This window comes from Hymenobacter citatus, assembly GCF_014333615.1.
Classification (GTDB): Bacteria; Bacteroidota; Bacteroidia; order Cytophagales; family Hymenobacteraceae; genus Hymenobacter; species Hymenobacter citatus.
Map to the genome: position 1 here is coordinate 1 of NZ_JACSCY010000017.1, position 23,706 is coordinate 23,706.

Annotated in this window: 26 protein-coding genes; 15 read left to right on the top strand and 11 right to left on the bottom strand. The window is 59.3% G+C overall.

Translation table 11 applies throughout. The annotated features are described in order from the left end of the window. Positions 1–121: 121 nt before the first annotated feature. Together H8B15_RS17335 and H8B15_RS17340 are read right to left on the bottom strand one after the other, a co-directional pair. Complete coding sequence (locus tag H8B15_RS17335) at positions 122–832, bottom strand: pirin family protein (protein ID WP_187320916.1); 711 nt, start codon at positions 830–832, stop codon at positions 122–124. A gap of 4 nt (positions 833–836) precedes the next feature. Then, a complete protein-coding gene (locus H8B15_RS17340) occupies positions 837–1,415 on the bottom strand; it encodes a nitroreductase family protein (RefSeq protein ID WP_216859189.1) in 579 nt (192 codons plus the stop codon). A 322-nt stretch (positions 1,416–1,737) separates the two neighbouring features. On the opposite strand from H8B15_RS17340, the gene H8B15_RS17345 reads away from it, so the two are divergent. Together H8B15_RS17345 and H8B15_RS17350 are read left to right on the top strand one after the other, a co-directional pair. Then, a complete protein-coding gene (locus H8B15_RS17345; RefSeq protein ID WP_246455609.1) occupies positions 1,738–3,909 on the top strand; it encodes a S9 family peptidase in 2,172 nt (723 codons plus the stop codon). Between the two features lie 135 nt (positions 3,910–4,044). After that, complete coding sequence (locus tag H8B15_RS17350) at positions 4,045–4,935, top strand: glutamate--tRNA ligase family protein (protein ID WP_216859190.1); 891 nt, start codon at positions 4,045–4,047, stop codon at positions 4,933–4,935. Positions 4,936–5,035: 100 nt separating this feature from the next. Here the strand turns inward: H8B15_RS17350 and nfi are convergent, their stop codons facing one another. Continuing rightward, positions 5,036–5,716: a deoxyribonuclease V gene (nfi, locus tag H8B15_RS17355; RefSeq protein ID WP_187320918.1), complete on the bottom strand. Its 681-nt coding sequence runs from the start codon at positions 5,714–5,716 to the stop codon at positions 5,036–5,038. A 110-nt stretch (positions 5,717–5,826) separates the two neighbouring features. On the opposite strand from nfi, the gene H8B15_RS17360 reads away from it, so the two are divergent. The 3 genes from H8B15_RS17360 (at position 5,827) to H8B15_RS17370 (ending at position 8,228) form a co-directional block, all read left to right on the top strand. Next, complete coding sequence (locus H8B15_RS17360; protein ID WP_187320919.1) at positions 5,827–6,387, top strand: DUF1990 family protein; 561 nt, start codon at positions 5,827–5,829, stop codon at positions 6,385–6,387. Then, the gene (locus H8B15_RS17365) at positions 6,380–7,087 is read left to right on the top strand and encodes a DUF1990 domain-containing protein (RefSeq protein ID WP_187320920.1); all 708 of its coding nucleotides are present in this window, start codon (positions 6,380–6,382) and stop codon (positions 7,085–7,087) included. The genes H8B15_RS17360 and H8B15_RS17365 overlap by 8 nt, the downstream gene beginning before the upstream one ends. A gap of 97 nt (positions 7,088–7,184) precedes the next feature. Then, the gene (locus H8B15_RS17370) at positions 7,185–8,228 is read left to right on the top strand and encodes an NAD(P)-dependent alcohol dehydrogenase (RefSeq protein ID WP_187320921.1); all 1,044 of its coding nucleotides are present in this window, start codon (positions 7,185–7,187) and stop codon (positions 8,226–8,228) included. 102 nt (positions 8,229–8,330) lie between these two features. Here H8B15_RS17370 and H8B15_RS17375 read toward each other — a convergent pair whose 3' ends face one another. From H8B15_RS17375 to H8B15_RS17395, 5 genes are all read right to left on the bottom strand, one after another. Next, on the bottom strand, positions 8,331–8,588 hold the full coding sequence (locus H8B15_RS17375) for a hypothetical protein (RefSeq protein ID WP_187320922.1): 258 nt from the start codon (positions 8,586–8,588) through the stop codon (positions 8,331–8,333). A 130-nt stretch (positions 8,589–8,718) separates the two neighbouring features. Further along, complete coding sequence (locus tag H8B15_RS17380) at positions 8,719–9,339, bottom strand: hypothetical protein (RefSeq protein ID WP_187320923.1); 621 nt, start codon at positions 9,337–9,339, stop codon at positions 8,719–8,721. A gap of 67 nt (positions 9,340–9,406) precedes the next feature. Beyond that, complete coding sequence (locus tag H8B15_RS17385; RefSeq protein ID WP_187320924.1) at positions 9,407–10,042, bottom strand: cytochrome b/b6 domain-containing protein; 636 nt, start codon at positions 10,040–10,042, stop codon at positions 9,407–9,409. Positions 10,043–10,239: 197 nt separating this feature from the next. After that, positions 10,240–11,469 carry a pyridoxal phosphate-dependent aminotransferase gene (locus tag H8B15_RS17390; RefSeq protein ID WP_187320925.1) on the bottom strand — a complete coding sequence of 410 codons (1,230 nt, stop codon included), beginning with the start codon at positions 11,467–11,469 and terminating at the stop codon, positions 10,240–10,242. A gap of 229 nt (positions 11,470–11,698) precedes the next feature. Beyond that, positions 11,699–13,243 (bottom strand): aldehyde dehydrogenase family protein, encoded by a 1,545-nt coding sequence (locus tag H8B15_RS17395; RefSeq protein WP_187320926.1) that lies wholly within the window; start codon positions 13,241–13,243, stop codon positions 11,699–11,701. A 363-nt stretch (positions 13,244–13,606) separates the two neighbouring features. Here H8B15_RS17395 and H8B15_RS17400 point away from each other — a divergent pair, with 363 nt between their 5' ends. Further along, positions 13,607–14,125 (top strand): DinB family protein, encoded by a 519-nt coding sequence (locus H8B15_RS17400; RefSeq protein WP_187321003.1) that lies wholly within the window; start codon positions 13,607–13,609, stop codon positions 14,123–14,125. Here H8B15_RS17400 and H8B15_RS17405 read toward each other — a convergent pair. Continuing rightward, complete coding sequence (locus H8B15_RS17405; RefSeq protein ID WP_187320927.1) at positions 14,122–14,421, bottom strand: DUF202 domain-containing protein; 300 nt, start codon at positions 14,419–14,421, stop codon at positions 14,122–14,124. The genes H8B15_RS17400 and H8B15_RS17405 overlap by 4 nt on opposite strands. Positions 14,422–14,572: 151 nt before the next feature. Between H8B15_RS17405 and msrB the strand changes: the two genes are divergently transcribed. The 8 genes from msrB to H8B15_RS17445 all read left to right on the top strand — a co-directional run bounded on the left by msrB (position 14,573) and on the right by H8B15_RS17445 (position 20,383). Next, a complete protein-coding gene (gene msrB / locus H8B15_RS17410) occupies positions 14,573–15,175 on the top strand; it encodes a peptide-methionine (R)-S-oxide reductase MsrB (RefSeq protein WP_246455612.1) in 603 nt (200 codons plus the stop codon). A 167-nt stretch (positions 15,176–15,342) separates the two neighbouring features. After that, positions 15,343–16,197 carry an ABC transporter ATP-binding protein gene (locus tag H8B15_RS17415; RefSeq protein WP_187320928.1) on the top strand — a complete coding sequence of 285 codons (855 nt, stop codon included), beginning with the start codon at positions 15,343–15,345 and terminating at the stop codon, positions 16,195–16,197. Continuing rightward, positions 16,181–16,957 (top strand): hypothetical protein, encoded by a 777-nt coding sequence (locus H8B15_RS17420; protein ID WP_187320929.1) that lies wholly within the window; start codon positions 16,181–16,183, stop codon positions 16,955–16,957. The genes H8B15_RS17415 and H8B15_RS17420 overlap by 17 nt, the downstream gene beginning before the upstream one ends. A 17-nt stretch (positions 16,958–16,974) precedes the next feature. Then, a complete protein-coding gene (locus tag H8B15_RS17425) occupies positions 16,975–17,361 on the top strand; it encodes a GntR family transcriptional regulator (RefSeq protein WP_187320930.1) in 387 nt (128 codons plus the stop codon). A 2-nt stretch (positions 17,362–17,363) separates the two neighbouring features. Then, entirely contained in the window at positions 17,364–18,101 is a 738-nt protein-coding gene (locus tag H8B15_RS17430) for a hypothetical protein (protein ID WP_187320931.1), read from the top strand. A 9-nt stretch (positions 18,102–18,110) separates the two neighbouring features. Continuing rightward, positions 18,111–18,788, top strand: coding sequence for a DoxX family membrane protein (locus H8B15_RS17435; RefSeq protein WP_187320932.1), 678 nt, complete (start codon positions 18,111–18,113; stop codon positions 18,786–18,788). Between the two features lie 106 nt (positions 18,789–18,894). Then, positions 18,895–19,401: a pyridoxamine 5'-phosphate oxidase family protein gene (locus H8B15_RS17440; protein ID WP_187320933.1), complete on the top strand. Its 507-nt coding sequence runs from the start codon at positions 18,895–18,897 to the stop codon at positions 19,399–19,401. A gap of 319 nt (positions 19,402–19,720) precedes the next feature. Then, positions 19,721–20,383, top strand: coding sequence for a porin family protein (locus tag H8B15_RS17445; protein WP_187320934.1), 663 nt, complete (start codon positions 19,721–19,723; stop codon positions 20,381–20,383). 146 nt (positions 20,384–20,529) lie between these two features. Here H8B15_RS17445 and H8B15_RS17450 read toward each other — a convergent pair whose 3' ends face one another. Further along, positions 20,530–21,096 carry a GNAT family N-acetyltransferase gene (locus H8B15_RS17450; RefSeq protein WP_187320935.1) on the bottom strand — a complete coding sequence of 189 codons (567 nt, stop codon included), beginning with the start codon at positions 21,094–21,096 and terminating at the stop codon, positions 20,530–20,532. A 108-nt stretch (positions 21,097–21,204) separates the two neighbouring features. Between H8B15_RS17450 and H8B15_RS17455 the strand changes: the two genes are divergently transcribed. Further along, the gene (locus tag H8B15_RS17455) at positions 21,205–22,713 is read left to right on the top strand and encodes an ATP-binding cassette domain-containing protein (RefSeq protein WP_187320936.1); all 1,509 of its coding nucleotides are present in this window, start codon (positions 21,205–21,207) and stop codon (positions 22,711–22,713) included. Between the two features lie 230 nt (positions 22,714–22,943). Here the strand turns inward: H8B15_RS17455 and H8B15_RS17460 are convergent, their stop codons facing one another. Next, complete coding sequence (locus H8B15_RS17460; protein ID WP_187320937.1) at positions 22,944–23,474, bottom strand: REP-associated tyrosine transposase; 531 nt, start codon at positions 23,472–23,474, stop codon at positions 22,944–22,946. Between the last annotated feature and the right edge of the window lie 232 nt (positions 23,475–23,706).

Genomic DNA, 23,706 nt, shown 5'->3' on the forward strand with positions numbered 1-23,706 from the left:
GGGAGAAAACTCGCGCGCCACGGTAATTCCTTTACGATTGGATTACCGTGGCGCGCGAGTTTTCTCCCTGCTTCGAAAGGACGTTTTGATGGGCGAAAGGACGTTCTATTCAGAAAGCCGCTTAATGATTGATGGGCGCCTCAATCACGATAAACTTGCTTTCCGCCTCGCAGCTGATCTGCACTTCACTGGTTTCCCACAGTCCAAGGCTTTCGCGCTGGGCTACGGCCTGACCGTTCACCGTCAGGGCGCCTTCCATTACGAAAAGGAACACGCACTTATTCATTGGGTTGAGGGAGTAGGTGAGCTGCTGGCCGGCATCGTAGAAGCCCAGCGAGAGGCGGGCGTTCTGGTTGATCCAGCAGTGCGCCGTGCCTTCCTCGTTGCTGACCACGGTGGTGAGCTGGTTGCGGCGCTTTTCGGCGGGGAAGTGGCGGCGCTGGTAGCGGGGCGTCACGTTTTGCAGCTTCGGCTCAATCCAGATTTGCAGGAAGTTCACGGTGTCGTCGCCCACGTTGTGCTCCTCGTGGCGCAGGCCCGAGCCGGCACTCATAATCTGCACCCAGTCGGTGCCTACCTCCTCGCGGTAGCCCAGCGAGTCGATGTGGTTCATGCGCCCGGCCAGCATGATGCTGATGATTTCCATGTTGGCGTGGGCGTGCAGGCCGAAGCCGTTGCCGGGCGCCACAAAATCATCGTTGAACACGCGCAGCAGCCCAAAACCCGCCCGCTCGGGGTTGGCGTAGGGGCCGAAGCTGAGCGAGAAATTGCTTTGCAACCAGCCGATGTCTTTCAGACCCCGGTCGTGGGCGTGGGTGAGGCGGTGGGGCATGGCGCTAGGCGGGTAGGGAGCCGTGGAAGGCAATTTCGGAAACGGGCTTGCGCTGGCGGGCGGCTTTCTCGCGGCTCAGGAAAGGTTCTTCCAGCAGCTCCGCGTCGCCGAGGTAGCCCAGCGCAATCATCACCACGGGTTGCAGCGTATCGGGTAGGTGGAAAACCTCTTGGGCTTTGGCCCGGTCGAAACCACCCATGAAGTGCGTGTAGAGGCCCTGGGCCGTAGCCTCCAGCGACAGGGTAGCGTTGGCCATGCCCAGGTCGTGGAGGGCGGCGCCGTTGGGCGTGCCGTTGCTGAACTGTGTGTTGGCGAGGGCCAGAATCAATACGGGCGCATTTTTGGCCCAGGGCTGGTTGCCGGGTAGCAGGCAATCCACCATCTGCTGGAAATTGTCGTGGTCGGCGTGGTGGGCGTAGATATAGCGCCAGGGCTGCTCGTTCATGGCGCTGGCCGACCACGTGGCGGCTTCAAACAACTGCTGCAACGTATCGTGCGCTACGGGTTGGCTGGCAAACGAGCGGGGGCTCCAGCGCTGCCGAATCAGCTCGTGCACGGGGTAGGTAGTGGGGGCGTGTTTCACGGGAATGAACAATATAAGTCGAAGGGGAATGCAAGATACTACTTTGTGTGTATAACCTATGTAGGTACATGAAAGTTGCGTGCAACCTTACTTTGCTTCTGCACGACCCTGCAACACCAACCGGCCCCGGTCCGACGGCGCAGCCGTCCGACCGGTATCGTTGCTGATGTTGAACGAGCTTCGTGCTGATGTATGCCACCATTTGCCCCAACCGGCGCAGGCGTCAGCAACGATATCGGTCGGACGGCTGCGCCGTCGGACCGGGGCCGCCTTCCCATCAAAAAAAACTAATTTCCACCCCTCAAAAATTCTCAACCCCCGAATGATTCAACACGCAGTACGCAGCGCCGGTGTGGCGGCGGTGCTTTTCTTTACTGGAGCTACAACCGCGCTGGCGCAGGTAGGCCCCGGCACCCAGTGGACCAAAGACGGCTACGGCTATATGCGCGCCCAGGACGGCGAAATTGTGCAGCTCGACCTGCGCGACCCGGCCAAGAAAGTGACGCTGGTAAGCAAGCAAATGCTGACGCCCGCCGGCCAGCAAGCGCCCATTGGCGTGCGACGCTTTGCCTTCTCCGACAACGGCCAGAAGGTGCTCATCAACACCAACACCAAAAAAGTGTGGCGCTACGACACCCGCGGCGACTACTGGGTGTACGACCAGACCACCAAGACGCTGAAGCAGGTAGGGAAAGACAAACCCGCGTCGTCGCTGATGTTTGCCAAGTTCTCGCCCGATGGCTCGAAGGTGGCCTACGTGAGCGGCCACAACGTGTACGTGGAGGACCTGGCCAGCGGCACCAGCAAAGCCCTGACCACCGACGGCACCGACAAGCTCATCAATGGCACTTTTGATTGGGTGTATGAAGAGGAGCTGGACTGCCGCGACGGCTTCCGCTGGGCACCCGACGGTCAGCACATTGCCTACTGGCAGTTGGACGCCCGCAAAACGCCCAACTATCTGATGCTGAATACCACCGATGCACTCTACCCCTTCAACGTACCCGTGGAGTACCCCGTGGTAGGGGAGGACCCCAGCCGCTGCCGCATTGGCGTAGTAGCCGTAAACGGCGGCGAAACCAAGTGGATGGACGTGCCCGGCGATGCAGTGCAACACTACATTCCGCGCATGGAATGGGCTGGCAACGGCGAACTGATTTTGCAGCAGCTGAACCGCCGCCAGAACGAAAGCAAGCTGATGCTGGTTAATGCCAACACCGGCGCGGCCAAGCCCATCTACTCCGAAACCGACAAAGCCTGGATTGACGCCAAGGACGGCGCCGTAGGCTGGAACTGGGTAGACGGCGGCAAAAGCTTTGTGTGGAGCAGCGAGAAGGATGGCTGGCGCCACCTCTACACTGTAGACCGCAAGGGTAAAGAAAAACTGCTGACCAAAGGCGACTACGATGTGATTAGCATTGAGCAGATCAGCGAGCCTACGGGCACTATCTACTTCATGGCTTCGCCTACCAATGCCACCCAGCAGTACCTCTACAAAGTGCCCCTGAAAGGCGGCAAGGCCGAGCGCGTGACGCCCCAAAACCTAGCAGGCACCCACGGCTACGACATCTCGCCCAATGGCAAAATTGCTCTGCACAACTACTCCAGCACCACGGTGTTTCCGGTGTCGGATGTGGTGAGCCTACCCGCTCACCAGCGCCTGAGCGGCGGTGAGGCCTCGGCGCAGGCCCGCAGCATTGAGCTGCCCAAAGCGGAGTTTTTCCAGGTGAAAACCGAGGACGGTGTAACCCTGGACGGCTGGATGGTGAAGCCCTCCAACTTCGACCCGAAGAAGAAATACCCCATCGTGTTCTACGTGTACGGCGAGCCGGCCAGCCAAACCGTGACCGACCGTTTCGGCACCGGGTTCAACCGCCTCTACCAGGGCAGCATGGCTGATGACGGCTACATCTACGCTTCGCTGGAAAACCGCGGTGCGCCCGCCCCGCGGGGTAGGGAGTTCCGCAAGGCCATCTACCACAACATCGGCGCCCTGAACATCCGCGACCAGGCCATGGGCGCGAAGGAAGTGCTGAAAAACTCGTTTGTGGATACCAGCCGCGTGGCGGTGTGGGGCTGGAGCGGCGGTGGCTCGTCTACCCTCAGCCTGCTGTTTCAATACCCGCAGATCTACAAAACCGGCATCAGCATTGCCGCTGTGGATAATCAGCTGAACTACGACAACATCTACCAGGAGCGCTACATGGGCTTGCTGCCCGAAGACAAGCACTACTTTGTAGACAACTCGCCGCTGGCCCACGCCAGCAAGCTGCGCGGCAACCTGCTGCTCATCCACGGCACCGGCGACGACAACGTGCACTACAACAACGCCGAGCAGATGATCAACGAACTGGTGCGCCACGGCAAGGTTTTCCAGCTGATGAGCTACCCCAACCGCACGCACAGCATCTCGGAAGGCGAAGGCACCAGCCGCCACCTGGCCGCTACCTACACCAAGTTTCTGAAAGACAACTGCCCGCCCGGTGGAAGATAGGTAGTAAAAAACGCCTGTCATCCTGAGCGCAGCGAAGGACCTTCTCACGTTAGAACAAGTCGTTGTTACGATAGTCGTTCACGCGTGAGAAGGTCCTTCACTGCGTTCAGAGTGACACAATTTATCATGGATTTCTTGTCTCTTCCCACAACTGCTCCCATCATCTCTCGCCTGGCGCCTACCCCCAGCGGCTACCTGCACCTGGGCAATGCCGTCAACTTTGTGCTGACGTGGCTACTCACGCGCCGCACCGGCGGCACACTGCACCTGCGCATCGATGACCTGGACCGCCAACGCCTGCGCCCCGCCTACCTCGACAATATCTTTCAGACCATCGAGTGGCTCGGTCTCGACTACGACCACGGACCCAGCGGCCCCGAGGACTTTGAGCGTCACTATTCGCAGCTGCACCACCTATCCGAGTATCAGCAAGTATTGAACGAGCTGCGCCAGGTGCCCGGCCTGCTGTACGCTTGCCACTGCTCCCGCACCGACATCCAACGCGCCGGCGGCCACCACCCCGACGCCACCTGCCAGGCGCAGCGCCTACCCCTGGATACGCCCGCAACCGCCTGGCGCGCCCACGTGCCCAACGGCCTCGCCATCAAGTTTCAGGACCAATGGCAGCAGCATACAGCGGTGCTATTGGCTGCCGACATGGGCGACTTTGTGGTACGCAAGAAAGACGGCGTGGCCGCGTATCAGATTGCTTCTGTGGTAGATGATGTGCGCCTGGGTACTACCTTCATCGTGCGCGGGCTGGACCTACTGCCCAGCACAGCCGCGCAATTGTGGCTGGCTGGGCACGTTGAAAGCACTGCCTCGTTTACCCACGTGCAGTTCGCACACCACGCCCTACTACCCGGCGCCGACGGTGAGAAGCTGTCGAAGTCAACGCAGGCGTCTACGCAGCGTGGTATTATGGCCGAAGCGGGTAGTCCACGGGTGGTATATGCGGCGGTAGCGCGGTTACTGGGGCTGCCAGAAGCGGCAGGCGAGTCGTTAGCAGCGTTGCAGGCGGCGTGACCCCACCCCCGGCCCCTCCCCTCCGGGAGAGGGGTGCGTTCTACGAATTGTTCTGATCGTCTGGCACCCCTCTCCCGGAGGGGAGGGGTCGGGGGTGGGGTCACCGGATTTCCTTCTTGAACTGCTCGGCCCAATAATCGGCCAGGCGGGTAGGCTCGGGGAGCTTGTAGCCGCGCAGGCAGGCCAGCGTGAGTTGCATGGCGGTAGCCTGGTCGCAGCGGTGGCCGGGGCTGACAAACAAGGGCTTGATCTTGTCTTTGGAGCGCAGTACTTGCCCGATTAGCTCGCCCGATTTGTCGGTGAGGGGCGTGATGCTGCCCTTCTCCAATCCGGGTTCCTCGTAGTTGCCCGTCAGCTTTTGCTTGGCTACGCCGAAGGTAGGCACGTCGAGCAACACGCCCAGTTGGGTGGCAATGCCCATGCGGCGCGGGTGCGCAATACCGTGGCCGTCTACCATAATCACATCGGGCTTGTGCTGAAGCTTTTCGTAGACGCGCAGCAGGTTGGGCGCCTCGCGGAAAGCTAGGAAACCCGGCACGTAGGGTAGCGTCACGGTGTCGTGGTGATATATTTTTTCGACGAGCTGCAACTCCGGAAACGTGAGCACCACGAACACCGACAAGATGGTATCGGGGGTAGGGAAGGACGAGTCGCAGCCGGCGATGAGGCGCGGCGCGGCGGGTAGGGGCATCAGCTGCACGCGCTGGCGCAGGTCGTTTTGCTGCTGGGTTAGGTCGCGTACAACAAGCGGGTCGGCTGGGGGGTGGTAGGGGCGGTACATAAGGTAGCGGAAGGGTAGAGTTAGATGTACTGCGAATTGGGAGTAGGGTTACTCTGCGGCCAACCCCTGCCCGCGCCCTGCGTTAGAAGAAGCCTTTCTGCTTTACTGCTATGGCTAAATCTGAACAACCTGCGGATACAGGCTCCGGTCCTTTTCTAGAGCGGCGCTACCGCCTCGATATCATCCGCCCACGCCACACGGCTGCTGAGCTGATGCAGCAAATTCAATGCGATGTAGCGCACTTCTCGCCCGATTTACTAGCCGATTTCGAGAAAACGGCTGGTGAGCAGCATAGCCTGGCCGTGGGCGATGAATTCAAGATCAAGATCCTGGGGCCGTGGAACGGCGAGGTACGCGTGACAGACATCAGCCCGACTGCCTTCGAATTTATTACGCTCGATGGACACCCCGAGGCCGGCCGCATCCGCTTCAGCTTGCTGCCACACCCCGACCGCGCCGACGCTATTCGATTCGAAATTCACTCCTGGGCTCGCAGCCGCGACGGTCTGGTAGCGTTGATGTACGATAAGCTTGGCGCCGGCAAACGGGTGCAGGAGCAAACCTGGCGCATCTTCTGCGAGCGGGTAGCTGAGGCTAGCGGTGGTGCTACTCTGTCTGAGGTACAGATAGATACAATTGAGAATGGTGCCGTTGTCTCTGCCCATGGCTAACACAACCACTCCGCCTTTATGGGAGCAACAGCAGGCGCGGCTAGCCGCCTACCAAGACGCGAAGTACAACTTCGACCCCGAGCGCAGCAGTGAATATACTGCCGAAAGCGGCTGGCGCATTGATGATTATCAGACCGAACTGCTGGCTGAGCAGCCGGGCCCGCCCGAGGAGCACGGTAGCTGGCAAGCTGCTCAGGTAGTGCTGCGTCGCTACTCGTTTCCGCCCCCCAACCTCATCACCGGCATCTTTCCGCCCGATTCGGAGCTTGACCATCGTATTATGGTGCTGCGGGCGCAGTTTCTATTCTTCACGTTTTGGTTTGGCGTACGCATTGGCGGCGTTACGGACGAGCAGCGCACCACCAACGACGGTCAGCAGGAGCAGGTGTGGGGCTACAACTACCGCACGCTGGAAGGCCATTTCGAGCGCGGCGAAATTGAATTTACCGTGCACAAAAACCTGACAACGGGCCAGGTCAACTTCCATGTGCACGCCTACTCGCAGCTGGGCAGCATCCGCAATCCAATTTACTGGGTAGGGTTTCGGTTGTTTGGGCGGATGTTGCAGCGCCGATTCGCCCGCGAATCGATGAAACGGATGCGGGCGCAGGTAGAAGGCTTGGTGAGTGGCAAAGAACCATGGCCTACTGCGAATCAGCTAGCTACCCAACGACAAAGCGAAAAAGACCGAACTGATTAAAAGATTAGTTTTGTAAAATTAAATAGACGTAAACCAAACTTTCTATATGGCAGGGAGTTAATAAGGACTTAAAGTATCCGTTCTCATTTTCCCTCTCATGAACCAAACCAAAGCATACGCCGCCGAAGCGGTTAACGTCCCGCTTGCGCCCTTTTCTTTCGAGCGCCGCGAGGTAGGCCCCCACGATGTCCTCATCGAAATCCAGTATTGTGGTGTGTGCCACTCCGACGTGCACCAGGTGCGCGACGAGTGGGGCGGCTCGATTTTCCCCATGGTGCCCGGCCATGAGATTGTGGGCCGCGTAGTGGAGGTAGGCAGCCACGTAAAACAATTTAAACAAGGCGACCTGGCCGGCGTAGGCTGCATGGTCGACTCCTGCCAGCACTGCGACAGCTGCAACGAAGGCGTGGAGCAGTACTGTGAGGAAGGTTTCACAGGCACTTACAACGGCCGCGAGCGGGAAACCGGCGCGCCTACCTACGGCGGCTACGCCAGCCACATTGTGGTGCGTGAGGAGTTTGTGCTGCATGTATCCGATAAGCTGGATCTGGCCCGCGTAGCGCCGCTGCTGTGCGCTGGCATCACCACCTACTCGCCCTTACGCCAGTGGAAAGTGAAAGCCGGCGACCGGGTAGGCGTGGTAGGCCTGGGCGGCTTGGGCCACATGGCCGTGAAACTAGCTGCCGCCTTGGGTGCCGAAGTAACGGTGTTCAGCACCTCGCCCGAAAAGGAAAAAGACGCCAAAGAACTGGGCGCCCACAAGTTCATCGTGTCGAAAGACGCGGAAGCCATGAAGGCTGCCGGCAATTACTTCGACCTGATCATCAACACGGTATCAGCCAAAATCGACCTGACGCCCTACCTGGCCGCTCTGCGCCTCGACGGCACCATGGTGCTGCTGGGCGTGCCGCCAGAGGCACCCGAGATTCATGCCTTCAACCTGATTGCCAAGCGCCGCCGCATTGCCGGTTCGCTTATTGGCGGCATCCAGGAAACCCAGGAAATGCTGGACTTCTGCGCCGAGCACAACATCATGTCCGACATCGAAATGATTCCGATGAAAGACATCAACGAGGCCTACGAGCGCATGATCAAAGGCGACGTACACTATCGTTTCGTAATTGACTTGCAGACGTTGTAGAGGCACACTGTTTTGTGTCGCTTCGTTGAAGGTCACACAACAAAAAACAGAAACGCCAGCTTCGTGAGAGGCTGGCGTTTTTATTGTGGGTAGGGGCTAGTGCTACGCTAGCTCCAGGCCTGCTTTAGGAATAGGAGAAAGCGTATACATATAGTCCTCCGCCGCCTGCAACAGACTGTCGGCCGTGTGCCCTTCCCGGTGCGCGAGCAGCAGCTGGCAGGCGCGCTGCAAGTGCATCAGCTGCACCAACGGGAATGGCTGGGCAGCACGCGCTTCTACCGCTTGGGAGAGCAGAACGGCGGCCAGGGCAAAACGCTCCTCATGAAGAGCAGCGCGGAAATGAATTTCGGGAGCGAGCATGGAGCATAAAAATTAAGACGCTCTGTCTTAGACAATAAGCGTACCAGTGCCCTGCGCGCTGCCTGAGCCGACTCGTAATGGTACTGTTCTCACTCGTTGAGAGAGGAAAAGACACGCCCCCACCCTATTATCAGGTGAGTACTACATCGATATACGGGGTGTCCGGCTGCTTGCGAAAAGCGGTGGGAAGGCGCTGCGCCAGCAGAAACAGCAGCGCCAGCGTCAGCAACTCCGACAGGTAAGTGCCGAGTTCGACGCCAGCATGAGTCCAGATGGCTCGCGCAACGCGCCCGGAGGTGTCGGGTTGGAAATGGGTGAGGTCGAGTACAGCCGTTAAGTGGTGTGGTAAAACGCGCTGGTACTGCCATTGCCCATCTAGCTTCTTGGCAATGAGCACGCCCTGGAAGCCCTCCCCTTCAAACGTGCGGGTTTTGTGGCGACCCAACATATACTCTTTCCAAAAGGCTTGCAACTGACCGTCTTCATTTTCAGCTAGGTAATAGAAAGTCTGAAATGAACTGCTCAGCCGATTTTCAATCTGTAAATCAGCTGGTGATGAAACCCCAAACGTCGGATCCGAGAATATCAGTTTAAGCAGCGAAGAAAAGAGCACCAGCAACACAGCCGAGCCATACAGCAACACCCGCTCCCAGCGCTGAGGCGACCGAACCAGGAAATACAGAAGCGCTAGCGCCGCAAGGTCAATTCCAAACAGAAACAGCAGGCCAAGGCCGGAAGGTTGATAAAGCATAGAGCATCAAGTGGTTGAATAGATGCTGTAAGCTACGCATTCTTCGCAGGTGCGGCAACTTGCGGGACTACAACCGCTCTTCGCCCACGGCCCGGCCGTGAATCATGCTGCCCAGCGGCCCATACCGCTCCACAATTTCGGAGCGCACTACACCCACAATATGCAGCACGGTATAGGCAATTATCAAATACATATTCACTTCGTGTATCTCCTTGATGGTGTGCTCGGCGCCGCGGGCCAGGCCCAAGTTGTCGCCGTAGACCAGTGCCAGGCCCGTAGCCACCTGTACTACCAAAAACAGGTAGAACGCAATGTAGGTGTACTTGGCAAAAAGCGCGGTGCCACCTTCCTGCCGGGCCTCGCGGAAGCGCGTGCGGAAACTCTGCGCAGCCGGCTGCACAAACGTGAGCACAATGCGAAACACTAAAAACGCCGCCAGCGCCAGCCCAAAATACACGTGCCAGTCCCAGATACGCTCCGATACAATGTGGGCCAGGGAGCGCGCCTGCTGCTCACTCAACGAACCGCCTGTTTTCTGAAAAGCCTGCTGAAACTCTGGTCGCAGGCTTTTGGTATTCACAATCACCGAGATAAACAGGATAGTGACCAGTTGGGCAGTTATCAGAAAAGCATTGCCCCAATGCCATAGGCGCATGCCTAGCGAATACTTTTTGACAGTAGGGGAGGTGAGCGTAGTAGCCATTGGTGGAGGGGGTAAGAGTGGAGGAGGGTATGCGTACGGCCACGCCCCCGACGTGTTGTCGGCGCGTGCCGTTGTTCCACAAACTACTCCGTAAGTCCGTCTCTTACAAATGGCTATAGCACAATATTCTGCGTGAGGCGCCGTCGCGGCAGGGTAAGGGCAAACATGGCTGCCGCCTACTGGCTCTGGGCAGGTAGCTACAGTGAAGATTGATATACCTGCCCGACTGGTTGCACCAACCGGCCGGGGTAGGCGGCCAGGCCTTGCTCCAGGCAGTCCAGCGCGGCGTCCAGCTTCTCCAGATTCAGCACGTAGGCCAGGCGTACTTCGTCGCGGCCCAGACCGGGCGTTACGTAGAAGCCAGCCGCCGGCGACACCATCACGGTGTGGCCCTGGTAGCTGAATTCCTCCAGCAGCCAGCGCCCAAACGTGCCGGCGTCGTCTACGGGTAGGCGGGCCATTACATAGAAGGCGCCGCCGGGTACGGGGCACGTTACGCCGGGCATGGCGCGCAGGCGGCGCACCATCAGGTCGCGGCGGGCGCGGTACTCGGCTTTGGTATGGTCGAAGTAGGAGTCGGGCAGCTCGGCGGCGGCCTCGCCCATCAGCTGGGCCAAGGCGGGCGCGCTCACGCGCATCTGGGCAAACTTGAGGGCCGCGGCTTGCACGTCGGGGTTCTTCGTAACCAAGGCGCCCAGTCGCGCCCCGCAGGCGCTGTAGCGTTTCGAAATAGTGTCTACCATCACCACGTGCTGGCCGGCGCCGGGCAGTTGCAGGGCGCTGGTGGCAAAGCCTTCGTAGCAATACTCGCGGTAGGCCTCGTCGGACAAGAAAAACAGATTGTGGCGCTGGCACAGGCCCAGCATCTGCAACAGCTCGGCCTCGGAGTACACGTAGCCGGTAGGGTTGCTGGGATTGCACACCATAATGGCCTTCGTACGGGGCGTAATCACCCGCTCAAACGCCTCAATAGGGGGTAGGGCAAAGCCTTCATCCAAAGTAGACACCACGGGCACAATGCGCACATCGGTGGCAATGGCGAAGGATATATACGCACCGTAAAACGGCTCCGGAATCACGACCTCATCCCCCGGATTCAGGCAACTCATAAAGGCGAAGAAGATAGCCTCGCTACCCCCCGCCGTTACCAGAATATCCTCGGGCTGCACTGGAATGAGGTTGCGCTGGTAGTAGGCCGCCAGCTTTTGGCGGTAGCTACCGCTGCCGGCGCTCGGGCTATATTCTAGTACTTTAATCTCCGTTTCGCGCACCGCCGCCAGCATCTCGGGGGGCGTTTCAATATCGGGCTGCCCGATATTGAGGTGATACACCTCCGTGCCACGCTGCCGGGCCGCGTCAGCATACGGCGTCAGCTTGCGGTAGGGTGACATAGGCATCTGCTGCCCGCGCTGCGAAATTTCCAACATAACAACTACAATTTTCGGCTTACCTACAAACTCTGTGCAAGGTAACACGTTGCGGGCGGAGTAGATGGGTAGGGTAGCAGGGAGAGAACATAAAATCGTCTGTCGTCCTGAGCAGAGCGCAGGCCTTTCCCACGTACGAACGAGTCGTTGTTCTCTCGTGAGAAAGGCCTGCGCTCTGCTCAAGACGACAGACGCCTTTTACCTTCTGCTTTTTTAATTCTTAACTGAACTACGGATTATCCGGCAGCAGAATCGCGTCGTCGAAGTTGCCGTACAGGGCTTGGTCGGAAGCGCCTTCGGTCACGGCTTCTACCAGCAGCTTGCCGCCCACAAAGGCCCCGCGCCAAGACTCGCCCAGGCCGCCGAACACCTCTTCCCGGTCGCCGCGGGAGCGGAGCTGGTTGATGCCTACTTTAAAGGCGCGGATTTCTTTGGCCGTGCGCTGGGCCAGCCGCTCATCATCGGAGGCTATAGCAGCTACCAGCGCACCGTTGGAGATGTTCATCTCGCCTACCAATTCCTCCTGGCGGTCTACCAGCACAATAGTATCAATGGGGCCGAAAGGCTCTTTGAAGTACAGCTCGCTCTGGCGGGGCAGGTTCACGAGGGCACGTGGGGCACGGTAGGCCGAGCGGTCCTGGCCGGGGAGAAACAACTCGTCGGGCAGGTGGCCTTCGAGCAGGGGGGTAGCACCGGTTTTCATGGCATCCTGGTAGAGGCGGTCTAGCTCCTGGGCTTGCGCGGCGTTGATAACCGGCCCAAACGCCAACTCGGGCAGCGGGTCGTTGGCGTTTTGCACCACCGTGGGATTGCCAATTTTCAGGGACTGCATCACGTTCCAGTAGGTTTCCAGGAAGCGCGGGAATAGGCGGCGCTCCACCACAAAGCGCACGTAGGCCGTGCAGCGCTGCTTGCCGTAGTCGTAGCCCTTGCGCAGCTGGCCGGCCAGCGTATCCCAGTCGGAGTAGTCCCAGATGCCGTAGGTGTTTACGCCTTCCATCTCCAGCATGTAGCGCTTCTGGTTCTCGTCGAGGGCATCGGCGATGTTGCGGCCGTTGTAGCGTCCGCCCACAAAGCTCAGGCAATCAATATGATGGTCTTTTACCAGCACGTCGCTCAGCTCGCCACCGGGGCCGCTCACCAGCGTCACGGGTAGGCCGCAGCGGCGGGCAATGGCAAAGGTGAAGCTCAGGGAAATAAAGCCGCCGTCGGTGGGCGTTTTGGCAATAACGGAGTTGCCGCACAGCACCTGCACCAGCACCGCGTGTAGCAGCACCGACATAGGGTAGTTCCAGCTGGCAATGTTGCTGACCAGGCCCAGCGGCTTGCGGCGCCCCAGCATCTGCTCTATGTTGTCGTTGTACCACTGCACTCCGTCTATGCACCGGTCGATGTCGGTGAAGCCCAGCTTGTACGTTTTGCCAATCTCCCACATCAACAGCTTGGCAATCAGCTCCAGGTGCGTGCGCAACTGGTCCAGGCAGTCCTGCACGCGGCGGCGACGCTCATCGAGGTCGGTAGCCGCCCAGGCTGGAAACTCGCCGCGGGCAAACTCTACCGCGCGTAAGGCAGTGACGCGCTCCAACATGGGTAGGCTGCCCAGCACCGTGCCATCAATGGGCGATACGAACGAGCGTGGTTTGCCCGGCTCCTGCCATTTGCCTTCCAGCAGGTTCAGAAACTGACCTTGCTGGTCAAAAATCTCGGGTGTGTACTGCTTTACCTGCGCGAGCAAGGCATTGAACTCAACCTGGGGCGAAACGATGGGGGGCATAGGGAATAGAAAAGAAACAGAGGCGCGGAATTGCGTGAAAGATCAGATCGAAAAGGCCAGACTATCGTAGAACCACCGGCGCCGCGAGCCAAGTGATTGATACTCATTGGCCGTTGTAGCGCGAACCGGTGGTGCCAAATGAACACAGAAAAAACCAGCTTCCCACAGCTTTTTTTCAAGTAATTCGCTGAAAACGTTACCGGTATCGATTGCAAAAAAGAAAGAAATTTTCGTCTAAAGGCAAGATACTAGACCCAACAACTGAAACTGGTTGCAGGTTATAGCACTTATTGTTTTGGCGTGCCTGTTGCTACTTGTTTACGTCGCACACCGCATCACTTAGCTACCACCCAAATGCCTGATATGCCGGAAGTATGGTTGCGCGGCCCATTGTCCGAGGTGCCGCCGCTGCTCCAACCCGTGGCGCACGCTCTGCTGCAAGCCCGCGAAGAAATACAGGAAGTACTGGCTGGTTTTCCGGCCTCACTGCTGTGGCAACGGCCGGCCGGTGTGGCTTCTGTGGGTTTCCATTTGCAGCACCTCACCGGCGTGCTCGACCGCATCTTCACCTACGCCCGCGCCGAGGCCCTCACGCCAGTCCAGCTAGCCGCCCTGGCCGCCGAGGGCCACGACGATACCAACGCGCCAATCACCCCCGACGCTCTGGTGGCAGCCTTTGCGCAGCAGGTAGACAGCGCCTTGGCTCAATTGCGTGCTACTGATGAAACCACGCTGCCCGAGTATCGGGGGGTAGGGCGGGCGGGGCTACCCTCCACTGTGGTTGGGCTGCTAACGCACGCCGCCGAGCACACCATGCGTCACGTGGGGCAATTGTCGGTGACGGCGCGGGTGCTACGGGCTGCCCATCCGCAGGAACGCTAAGCCTGTGCCAGGGCCGTGAGCATGTTGGCGTGGATGCGCTGCCGCTTGAATCGGTAGCGCGACCAGCCGCCTACCACAACAGCCACACCCAACGGGACGAAGACTGCCCCGATCCAGACGTAGACATGGTCCCGGAAGAAATTCATGAGGGATAAGCCCCCGATAATCAACGCCATGCCAGTGCGCAGGTAGGCCAGCAAGGTGCGCTCGTTGGCTAGGCGGGTGCGCTCTAGGGCCAGCCGGTCGCTGAGCGAAAGGGCCAGGTGCGGGTAAGAAGGCTCGTTGGATTTTGCCATGCGTTGCGGTTTATTGGTACAAACGAGGGTAGGGGACTGCGAGTTAACCTCGCTGTAGGATAGGCTGCGGCTGCTACCCTGCGGAACAGGATGCCGCGCCGCGCTGTTGCGTACAGAATAGGTGCACATCCGCTCAGGAAGGCAGCTACGTATGATGCATATTCCTTTTACATTCATTGCCCGCATGTTTATTCGCTCTTTCCTGCTCGTCCTGCTAAGCGCTGGCAGCCTGACCACCTTCGGCCAGACCACGCCATCGAAAGCCAAAGCGGCTACCCCTGTCACGCGTCCCGCCAACCCTTATTACTCCCGCACTGATACTACGCGCCTGCACGTAAGCGATGCGCAATGGAAGAAAGTGCTGTCGCCGGCACTCTACGAGGTAGCCCGCAACAAAGCCACCGAGCGGGCCTTCACGGGGCAGTATTGGAACACCACCGGCAAAGGCACGTACTACTGCGCGGCCTGTGGAAATGCCCTGTTTCGCTCCGATGCCAAGTTTGCCAGTGAATGCGGCTGGCCCAGCTTTTTCCAGACGCTGCGCCCCAAAAGCGTGCGCTACCAAGCCGACCACACCCACAACATGGAACGCGTAGAAGTGCTCTGCGGCCGCTGCGACGCCCACCTGGGCCACCTGTTCAACGACGGCCCGCCGCCCTCGCATAAGCGCTACTGCATGAACTCTATTTCCATGGAGTTTCAGCCCGATAAAAGCGGCCTGCCCGGCGCGTTTGGCAGTATTCAATCGAAATAATAACGAGTGTTCTTAAGGAGAAAGGCCCATTGCGCATCACGCGCAATGGGCCTTTTTTGTCTGTTGCCTTCGCCTCAAAAATAAATATCGTCAGACTATTGTACAGATCATCTGCTTACGCTTATGTTTGTAGTGTACTAGTTAAGTAATACACTAAGGCAATAGCTATGGTAGACATCCAGAACATGAGTTTCGGCTACCGCCGGCACTCCCCCTTGCTGCAAAACGTGCAGCTTTCCCTTTCCCGTGGCCATATTTATGGCTTGCTGGGGAAAAACGGCGCGGGCAAATCCACACTGCTCAAGAACATGGTGGGCTTGGCCTTTCCGCAAGCGGGGCAGTGCCTGATTGACGGCGTATCGGCGCAGCGACGCCTACCCTCGGTGCTGGAGGAGGTGTATTTTTTGGCCGAGGAGCTGTACGTGCCGGCCCTCACGGCGGCGCAGTTTGTGGCCAACACGGCTGGTTTCTACCCCCGCTTCCGCCAGGAGGAGCTGACGCGCTACCTGCACGAGTTTGAGGTGCCGGCCCACGCCGTGCTTAGTAAGTTTTCCTTCGGGCAGCAGAAGAAGTTCATGATTGCCTTCGCCCTGGCCACCAACACGAGCTTGTTGGTGATGGACGAGCCCACCAACGGCCTCGATATTCCGTCTAAAGCCCAGTTCCGGCGCATTATGGCCTCGGCCCTTACGGAGGAGCGGTGCATGATCATCTCCACCCACCAGGTGCGCGACCTGGACAGCCTCATCGATACGGTGGTGGTGCTGCACGACGGCCAAATTGCCCTCAACCACAGCCTGGATCAGCTCACCGAGCAGCTCACCTTCGCTACCCTCCCCGCCACCGATACCACGCCCGTACTCTACGCCGAGGACTCGGTGCGCGGTCGGCAGGCCATTGTGCCCAACGCTACCGGCGCCTACAGCCGGGTAGACCTGGAACTGCTATTCAACGCCGCCACCAGCGGCAGCTCTACTCTTTTGCCATTTCTAAAACAGCCTTCCTATGCACAACCTGTTTAGTTTCCGACGTTTTGGGCGGCTGTTTCGCAAACACACCGCCGAGCACCTGCGCGAGTATCTGATGGGCGCGGCCGTGCTATTTGGGGGAATATTGGTGGTGATGCTGGCGCTAAGCCTCCTGCAAGGCGGCTCGATGAACGCTGACGTACAAACTATCTTCTTCGTGTTGTTTCTGCTGGCAGCAGGCACGTTCTTCACCAGCACGGTATTTCAGCAGTTTGGCTCCAAAAATCGCGCTATTGCCGCTCTGTGCCTGCCCGCGTCTACCCTAGAGAAATATCTGGTGGGCTGGCTCTACTCCTTTATGCTGTTTCTGCTGGTGTATGTGCCGGTGTTTTACCTGGCAAATAGTATTGTGCTGTTGTTGTTCAATACTACCGATAACTACCATGAGGCCGTGGGGCTGTTTTCGGGTGAGCACCGGCCTTATTCCGCTTTTTATATCTACGCGGTGCTGCATGCGGTGATGTTGATAGGTGCCATTGCCTTCGAGAAGGCGCATTTTGTGAAAACTGCCTTCGTTTTTTTCGGAATACTGGGCGTCTTAACGTTGCTCAACTTCCAAGTGCTGAAAACAATTTTCGGGTCGGAGCTAGCGCTCAGCTTTCCGTTCAATGAGTTGCGTTTTAGCACAACGCACTCGTTTTATACGGTAGGGCTGCCCGACGAGCAAACGCAGTGGGTAGGGCTGGCCTTTGCGGTGCTGACGCTGCTTTTCTGGGCCGCTGCCTACGCCCGCCTGCGCGAAAAGCAGGTGTAATCAGGAGGAAAATCGACATGGAATTTAAAGACAACGAGGCCATCTACCTGCAAATAGCCGGGTACATGAGCGACCATATTCTGCTGGGCAAGTGGCAGGCCGACGAGAAGATTCCGTCGGTGCGCGAGCTGGCCGGCGACTTACAGGTAAACCCCAACACGGTGATGCGAACCTATGATTTGCTGCAACAGCAGGAGGTGATTTACAACAAGCGCGGCCTGGGCTTTTTTGTGGCCCCCGAGGCCGCGCAGCAGGTGAAAGCTCTGCGCAAGGAGCGGTTCCTGCAACAGGAGCTGCCCGAGTTTTTCAAAACCGTGTCGTTGCTCGACATCAGCCTGGACGAAGTGCAGGAGCGCTACGCCCGGTTTCAGCAGGAGCAAGCCGCCACTCTACCTTCTTCCTAGCCATGAAAACCAGCACCAAACTTTTGCTTGTCGGAATCCTGATCCTGGTGGCCTCGCTGGCTACCTACAACGTGGCTCTGCGCGCCGAGTACAACCGCGGCGAGTTCCGCAACCCCTACCGCGACTACAGCGCCTTAACGCTACGCGATTTTGATGAGGTAGAGCTAGCGCCCGGCAGCCGCTTAACCGTGAAAATCGAAGCCGGCCCGTTTGCCGTGCGGCAACACAACAAAGCCGATTCGATACAGGTGGTGCAAACCGGGCGCCGCCTGCGCATCATCGACCTCGCCAAGCAACGCAACTCGCGCAGCCATTGGACGCCAAATGTCGTCGTCGTGAACTGCCCCCGCTTGGCTATGCTACTCGTCAACTCCTCCGCGGCCGGTGTGGCCCAAGCGCCTCCGGCAATGCCCTTGAATCCGGATTTGCCTTCAGCCGTTGTACAGCTGAACGGCTTCCACCAAGACAGCCTGCTTCTCGCTGCCGATCAGAACGCTTCGGTGGAGCTGGGGCAGAACCAACTGGGGCAACTGCGGGTAGTGGCCGGCACCACGCCCGGCAGTACAGCCAACGTGCGCATCGCCAAAACCAATACCATTGGGGCGGCGCGGCTGAACTTTCAGCATAACAGTGCCTTCACGCTGGATGCGCCCACGATTTCCGACCTGCGCTACCAGTTCTCGGATAGTGTTCGGGCCACGCTGCCCGGTGCGGCGCTGCGTGCCTTGGCACGCGAATAGGGTAGGGCGATGGTCAGTATCTTCTATGCGTGTTGCATTCTCCTACCCCTCGCGGCTACGGCGGTAGCGCTGGGGGTAGGGGGCTGGCTGCGGCGGCTCTATGTGGTGGGCACCCGCCTCTTGCTGGGCGCGTTTATGCTGGGCGGCGGCCTCTATAAGCTCTCCGATAATCACATTCCGGGGCTGATGGGGCCGCCTATGGACCACGCCTTTCTGGCCCAGCACAGCCTGGAAATCTTCGCCCAGTTCATTGGGGTGGCGCAGCTGCTGATTGGCATATTGCTGCTCACGGGCCGCTTTGCCCTGCTGGGTGCACTGATGCTGGTGCCCATGTGGCTGAACATCATTTTCCTTACTTGGTCGCAGCACTGGGTGGGCACGCCCTACTTAGTTACGGGGTTTCTGGTGCTCACGCTGGGCCTACTGCTGCACGACTACCCCCGCCTGAAGTTCCTGCTCTACCCGCCCGCTCACCCGGCCGCGCTGCACCAACTGCCGCTCCGCACCGGCCCGGCTGGTGCGGAAGTGCTCTGGGGGCTAGGCGTGGCCGTCGTTGTGGGCGGCAGCCTACTGTATCCGGTTTCCATCGGGCTGATGCTGGGCGTGATGGGGGTAGGGCTGCTGCTGGTGCTAGGGGCCGGTGGCTGGCTGTGGCGCCATCGGAAACCCGGCGTATCTGCGGGCTAGCGCAGTTGTGGCTGATGTACAGAATGTTGGTGAATGCCGTGAATAGTCTAACCCGCAGCGGTGTGGGTCGTTCTATGCTAAACCTTCCACCAACCACTATTCTGTTATGTCAGCCGCCATCCGACCCCAGGAGCTAGATACGCTCAAGGATAAAATCAAAGACATCCGCTACGCCATCCTTACCACGCAGGAAGCCGACGGCGACTTCCACAGCCGCCCCATGTACACGCACGGCCTCGACGACGACGGCACGCTGTGGTTTTTCACCTACGAGGACTCGCGCAAAGTAGAAGAAATCAAAGCCAATAGCCGGGTAGGCATCAACTATTCCAACGAAAGTGCCGAGACCTACGTGAGCCTAGCTGGTACTGCCGAAGTCCGGAAAGACAAGGCCAAAATCGACGCGCTTTGGAACGACGGCCTGAAAGCGTGGTTCCCGAAAGGCAAAGATGACCCGAACATCACCCTGCTCAAAATCGATTTCCACCAGGCCGAGTACTGGGACAAGCCCGGCGGCAAGGTCAACAGCCTGTTTCAGATGGCTAAAGGTGCCCTCACCGGCCAGCCCGACACCAGCGGCCGCAACGAGAAATTTGGCGATGAGCCGCGCTAAGCGGCTCTGCACAAACACGTAATCAGGACTTGCGTACTGAGCGTGTGCCGGTCCGACGCCGTAGGCGTCCGACCGGTATCGTAGCGGATGCTCGCGCCGCGTGGGTAGGCGGGCTGCAAGCGTCAGCACGCGGCTCATTCAACGATGACCGGTTGGACGCCTACGGCGTCGGACCGGCAGACGTCTGCACACGCTTAGCGCGTAAGTCCTGGTAACCACAATATGCCCAACGGTATTCGCAAAGAATAGCGTTGGGCATATATATTTATGCCGTACAGCTGGCGCTTCGGTTGAGGCAGCTACCAGGCTGCCTTTTTGCATGAAACACACGCTACTCCTTATCGGGTTGCTGGGGCTGCCTACCCTACTCACGGCTCGACCAACCATCGGCCAAGCTTCCCACCGCCCTGGCAAGCCAGCGCCGGTCGCGCCTTCTGACGGCGAAAAGCGAGCAGTAGTATTTGGCGTGCGAGCCGGCGCCAACCTCATCAATATGAACTTCAATCGGGGGGTGCCCCGCCCCGCCGTGCCGGTAGCGGCCAGCTACCGGGTAGGCGCCGTGGCGGGCCTGACAATGCGCGTGCCGCTGGGCCACAAATGGGCGCTGGAGCAAGACTACCTGCTCGCCCAAATGCGCGGCGCCAACAAAACCACCAATAGCCAGTACAGCTTCGCCTACCTTTCCCTACCCCTCACGGTGCGCTACCAAGTGGTGCCACGCCTGTGGGTGGTGGCCGGCCCTCAGTTCGACCTGTTGATTCGGGCGGAGCAAACCGCGGCCGGCACCACCACCAACACCACCCACGACACGGAGGAGCGCAGCATCCTGAGCACCGTCGGCGTGGCCGTGCAGCTGACCAACCGCCTGAGTCTGACGGCCCGCTACCTGCGCGGCTTCAACCACGTGGGCCTGGGCCAGCGCTCCAGCGTGGAGGAGTTCAAGTACGAAGGCGCGCAGCTAACGGCGGGTTTCGAGTTTTGAACTGTTGTGAGTGGGTCGCCTGCCGGTCCGATGCCGTAGGCGTCCGACCGGTTGTCGCAAGCTGACATCCGCGCCGCGTGCTACAAGCATCGGAAACAGCAGCGCGAGGCCTGCCCAACGTCAGCAGGCGGCAACCGGTCGGACGCCTACGGCGTCGGACCGGCAGACGACGCCAGGTAAATCGGCCGCGTGAGCTGGTACTGCATCAGGTCAAGATACTGCTCGTTTTTGCGCACATGCTGGTGCAGCTCGGCTTCCCAGTGCATGCCGGCGCGTTGCATTACTTTGCCGGAAGCCGGGTTTTCAGTCAAATGCGTGGCAAATATTTTATGCAGCTCCAGCGTTTCGAAGCCAAAAGCCAGCACGGCCCGCAGCGCTTCCGTGGCAAAGCCCTTGTTCCAGAACGGCTTGCCTACCCAGTAGCCTGCCTCAGCCCGGTTGAAACGCGGCTCCACGGTGATGCCAATGCCGCCGATAAATTGATTAGTCTCCCGCAGCTCGATGGCAAATACCTGGTGCAAGCCGCTGGCAAAACCCTGGTTGGCAGCGTTCAGCCAATAGATGGCGTCCGATTCTGCGTATGGATGCGGAATGTTCAGCGTCATGTGGGCTACTGTTGGCTCGTTGGCCAGTTGTACGATGGTTGGAATATCGTGAGCCTGCGGCTGGCGCAGCAATAGGCGTTCCGTATTCAGGGTAGGATATGCGTTCATGCACGCAAGGTAGCTGCGGCAGTGGGTTGGCCGTTGTAGCACAGCCGATATGGTATTGGGAAATTTCAATACGCGTGCGTAAGCTGCCAGCCCAAATCAATCTTGCTGATGTCTGAACCTTTGCTCGCCCTCGAAAACGTCACTGTTCGTCACCTCAACCGCGTTCTGTTTTCAAATCTGACTTTTCGGTTGGAACCCGGCCAGCACTGGGCGCTGGTGGGCGAAAGTGGTTCTGGCAAAAGCGCCCTGCTCACCACCCTGGCCGGCCAGCTGACCATCACCGGCGGCCGGGCCACCTACTCCCAACTCGATGCCCTGGCCCAGGAACGCGCCGCCGCCACCCACGACCCGCTCTTCACGTGGCGCCGCCTGGTGAGCTTGGTGCCCGCCCGGCCCAGCTTCCGCACGCTGGCCAACACCACCGACATCTACTACCAGCAGCGCTTCAACGCCACCGATACCGACAGCGTGCCCACCGTAGAAGACTACCTGCGGGCCGTGCCCCTGGCCGCCGCCGCACCCCACTGGACCTACGAGCGGGTAGCAACGCTGCTGCGCCTGACGCACTTGCAGGCCCAGCGCCTCATCAAGCTCTCCAACGGCGAAACCCGCCGCCTGCTGCTGGCTGCGGCCCTGCTCCGCAACCCCGCGCTGCTCCTGCTCGACATGCCCCTCACCGGCCTCGACGCGCAAAGCCGCGCCGCCTTCGATGAGTTGCTGGCGGCCATCATGGCCTCGGGTATTACGGTGATAATGGCGACCAGCCCGCACGAGGTGCCGGCCGGCATCACGCACGTGGCGGTGTTGCAAGCGGGTAGGGTAGCGGCAACCGTGGAGAAGGCCGGTTTTCACCCCGACCAGCTCACCGCAGCCGGCTTGCCTACCCTGGATGAAACCGAGCTGCGCGCCCTGCTGGCCCTCACGCCGCCCCCGCAGTTCCAAACCATCGTGCGCCTCGACGACGTGACCATCAGCTATGGCAACAAAACGGTGCTCGACCACATCAACTGGGAAGTGAAGCCCGGCGAGCGGTGGGCGCTGACCGGCCCCAACGGCGCCGGCAAAAGCACCCTGCTCAGCCTGCTCAACGGCGACAACCCCCAGGCCTACCGCCAGCGCATCACGCTCTTCGACCGGCGGCGCGGCAGCGGCGAGAGTATCTGGGACATCAAACGCCAGATCGGGTTTGTGTCGCCGGAGCTGTTCCAGTACTTCCCGGCCCGGCAAAGCTGCCTGCACATCATCGAGTCGGGCTTCTACGAAACGCTGGGCCTGCTCCGCCCCAGCCAACCCGACAAGGCCGCCATTGCCCGCCGCTGGCTACGCCTACTGGGCCTGGAGGAGCACGCCGCTACCCCCTTCCGCCAGGTAGCTACCAGCGTGCAGCGCCTATGCCTGCTGGCCCGCGCCCTGGTGCGCAACCCGCCCCTCTACCTCTTCGACGAGCCCTGCCAGGGCCTCGACGCCCAGCAGCAACAACACTTCCGCCACGTCCTCGACCGCATCTGCCAAGTCAGCAACGTCACGCTCATCTACGTGAGCCACTACCCCCACGAAATCCCGCAAAGCGTGACGCAGGTGCTGCGGCTGGAGCAGGGTAGGCGGGTGGAAGGGTAGGAAACTGTCATGCTGAGCGCACGCCGCAGTCGCTCGGCTATGCCGAGTGACGACTACGCCCAAGCAGCTCTGCTGCGCGCGTCTGCCTGACGTTAGCGCAGCCTTGCCCATATGGCACATACGGATTCGGGGCAAAGCCCCTCAAGCGTAGAACTCACTCGGCACAGCCGAGCGAGTGCGGCGGGAGTGCGGCGGTGCGGCGTGCGTAGAGGCATCGATACAAAACGAATTTATAGAGGTAGTGTTTGGAGAGGGCTGAAATAGCAGGCACTGCTCAGAGGGTAGTGTTCTGGTGCTGTAACTAAGCCAGCCGCTACCGGATTATTATGAATATAATCCATCTTCTGCTGTACTACGGCCGGTGTCCAGAGCGGAATAGGGAAAGTGGTTTTTTGCCAAAACATATACTGTTCGTTTTGGCGTTGTGGTCGGGCATAATACGCGAACAAGCGCATCATCCACTCTCGGCGGCTTTCCTGCTCATTCTCGGCAATAGCTTTGAGCAGCTGTCGGGCTGTATGCGCTTTCAAGTCACGCAATATGTCGCTGAGGTTACCCTCCGTTCGAGCAGCAATCAGATGAATATGACTGCTCATAATGACGTAAGCATACACCTCCAACCCTTTATGATGCTGGCAATATCGTAGGCTATCAAGAATAATATCTGTGTATTGCGGGCGAATAAATACATCTACCCATCCTACTACAGTCAACGTTAAAAAGAACAATCCTCCGGGGTACGCTTTACGAAGTTCTGACACAGGAAATAGAATTATGTATTGAAGCTAAACATAGTGCGCAACATGTCAATTCACAATTCCTGTACGCCGCACTCCCCACACTTCCCGCACCCCGCACTCGCTCGGCTGCGCCGAGTGAGCCCTACGCTCAAGCAGCTCTGCTGCGTGCGGTTGTGGTCGTTAGGTAGTATTGTTCAAGCGGCGCGGCCGAATTCGGGGCAGAGCCCCTCAAGCGTAAGTCTCACTCGGCGCA

Excerpts from the sequence above, each read along its gene's own strand:
- H8B15_RS17335 (WP_187320916.1), bottom strand. The coding sequence starts at position 832 with ATGCCCCACCGCCTCACCCACGCCCACGACCGGGGTCTGAAAGACATC.
- H8B15_RS17345 (WP_246455609.1), top strand. The coding sequence starts at position 1,738 with ATGATTCAACACGCAGTACGCAGCGCCGGTGTGGCGGCGGTGCTTTTC.
- nfi (WP_187320918.1), bottom strand. The coding sequence starts at position 5,716 with ATGTACCGCCCCTACCACCCCCCAGCCGACCCGCTTGTTGTACGCGAC.
- H8B15_RS17360 (WP_187320919.1), top strand. The coding sequence starts at position 5,827 with ATGGCTAAATCTGAACAACCTGCGGATACAGGCTCCGGTCCTTTTCTA.
- H8B15_RS17365 (WP_187320920.1), top strand. The coding sequence starts at position 6,380 with ATGGCTAACACAACCACTCCGCCTTTATGGGAGCAACAGCAGGCGCGG.
- H8B15_RS17370 (WP_187320921.1), top strand. The coding sequence starts at position 7,185 with ATGAACCAAACCAAAGCATACGCCGCCGAAGCGGTTAACGTCCCGCTT.
- H8B15_RS17375 (WP_187320922.1), bottom strand. The coding sequence starts at position 8,588 with ATGCTCGCTCCCGAAATTCATTTCCGCGCTGCTCTTCATGAGGAGCGT.
- H8B15_RS17380 (WP_187320923.1), bottom strand. The coding sequence starts at position 9,339 with ATGCTTTATCAACCTTCCGGCCTTGGCCTGCTGTTTCTGTTTGGAATT.
- H8B15_RS17385 (WP_187320924.1), bottom strand. The coding sequence starts at position 10,042 with ATGGCTACTACGCTCACCTCCCCTACTGTCAAAAAGTATTCGCTAGGC.
- H8B15_RS17390 (WP_187320925.1), bottom strand. The coding sequence starts at position 11,469 with ATGTTGGAAATTTCGCAGCGCGGGCAGCAGATGCCTATGTCACCCTAC.
- H8B15_RS17395 (WP_187320926.1), bottom strand. The coding sequence starts at position 13,243 with ATGCCCCCCATCGTTTCGCCCCAGGTTGAGTTCAATGCCTTGCTCGCG.
- H8B15_RS17400 (WP_187321003.1), top strand. The coding sequence starts at position 13,607 with ATGCCGGAAGTATGGTTGCGCGGCCCATTGTCCGAGGTGCCGCCGCTG.
- H8B15_RS17405 (WP_187320927.1), bottom strand. The coding sequence starts at position 14,421 with ATGGCAAAATCCAACGAGCCTTCTTACCCGCACCTGGCCCTTTCGCTC.
- msrB (WP_246455612.1), top strand. The coding sequence starts at position 14,573 with ATGATGCATATTCCTTTTACATTCATTGCCCGCATGTTTATTCGCTCT.
- H8B15_RS17415 (WP_187320928.1), top strand. The coding sequence starts at position 15,343 with ATGGTAGACATCCAGAACATGAGTTTCGGCTACCGCCGGCACTCCCCC.
- H8B15_RS17420 (WP_187320929.1), top strand. The coding sequence starts at position 16,181 with ATGCACAACCTGTTTAGTTTCCGACGTTTTGGGCGGCTGTTTCGCAAA.
- H8B15_RS17425 (WP_187320930.1), top strand. The coding sequence starts at position 16,975 with ATGGAATTTAAAGACAACGAGGCCATCTACCTGCAAATAGCCGGGTAC.
- H8B15_RS17430 (WP_187320931.1), top strand. The coding sequence starts at position 17,364 with ATGAAAACCAGCACCAAACTTTTGCTTGTCGGAATCCTGATCCTGGTG.
- H8B15_RS17435 (WP_187320932.1), top strand. The coding sequence starts at position 18,111 with ATGGTCAGTATCTTCTATGCGTGTTGCATTCTCCTACCCCTCGCGGCT.
- H8B15_RS17440 (WP_187320933.1), top strand. The coding sequence starts at position 18,895 with ATGTCAGCCGCCATCCGACCCCAGGAGCTAGATACGCTCAAGGATAAA.
- H8B15_RS17445 (WP_187320934.1), top strand. The coding sequence starts at position 19,721 with ATGAAACACACGCTACTCCTTATCGGGTTGCTGGGGCTGCCTACCCTA.
- H8B15_RS17450 (WP_187320935.1), bottom strand. The coding sequence starts at position 21,096 with ATGAACGCATATCCTACCCTGAATACGGAACGCCTATTGCTGCGCCAG.
- H8B15_RS17455 (WP_187320936.1), top strand. The coding sequence starts at position 21,205 with ATGTCTGAACCTTTGCTCGCCCTCGAAAACGTCACTGTTCGTCACCTC.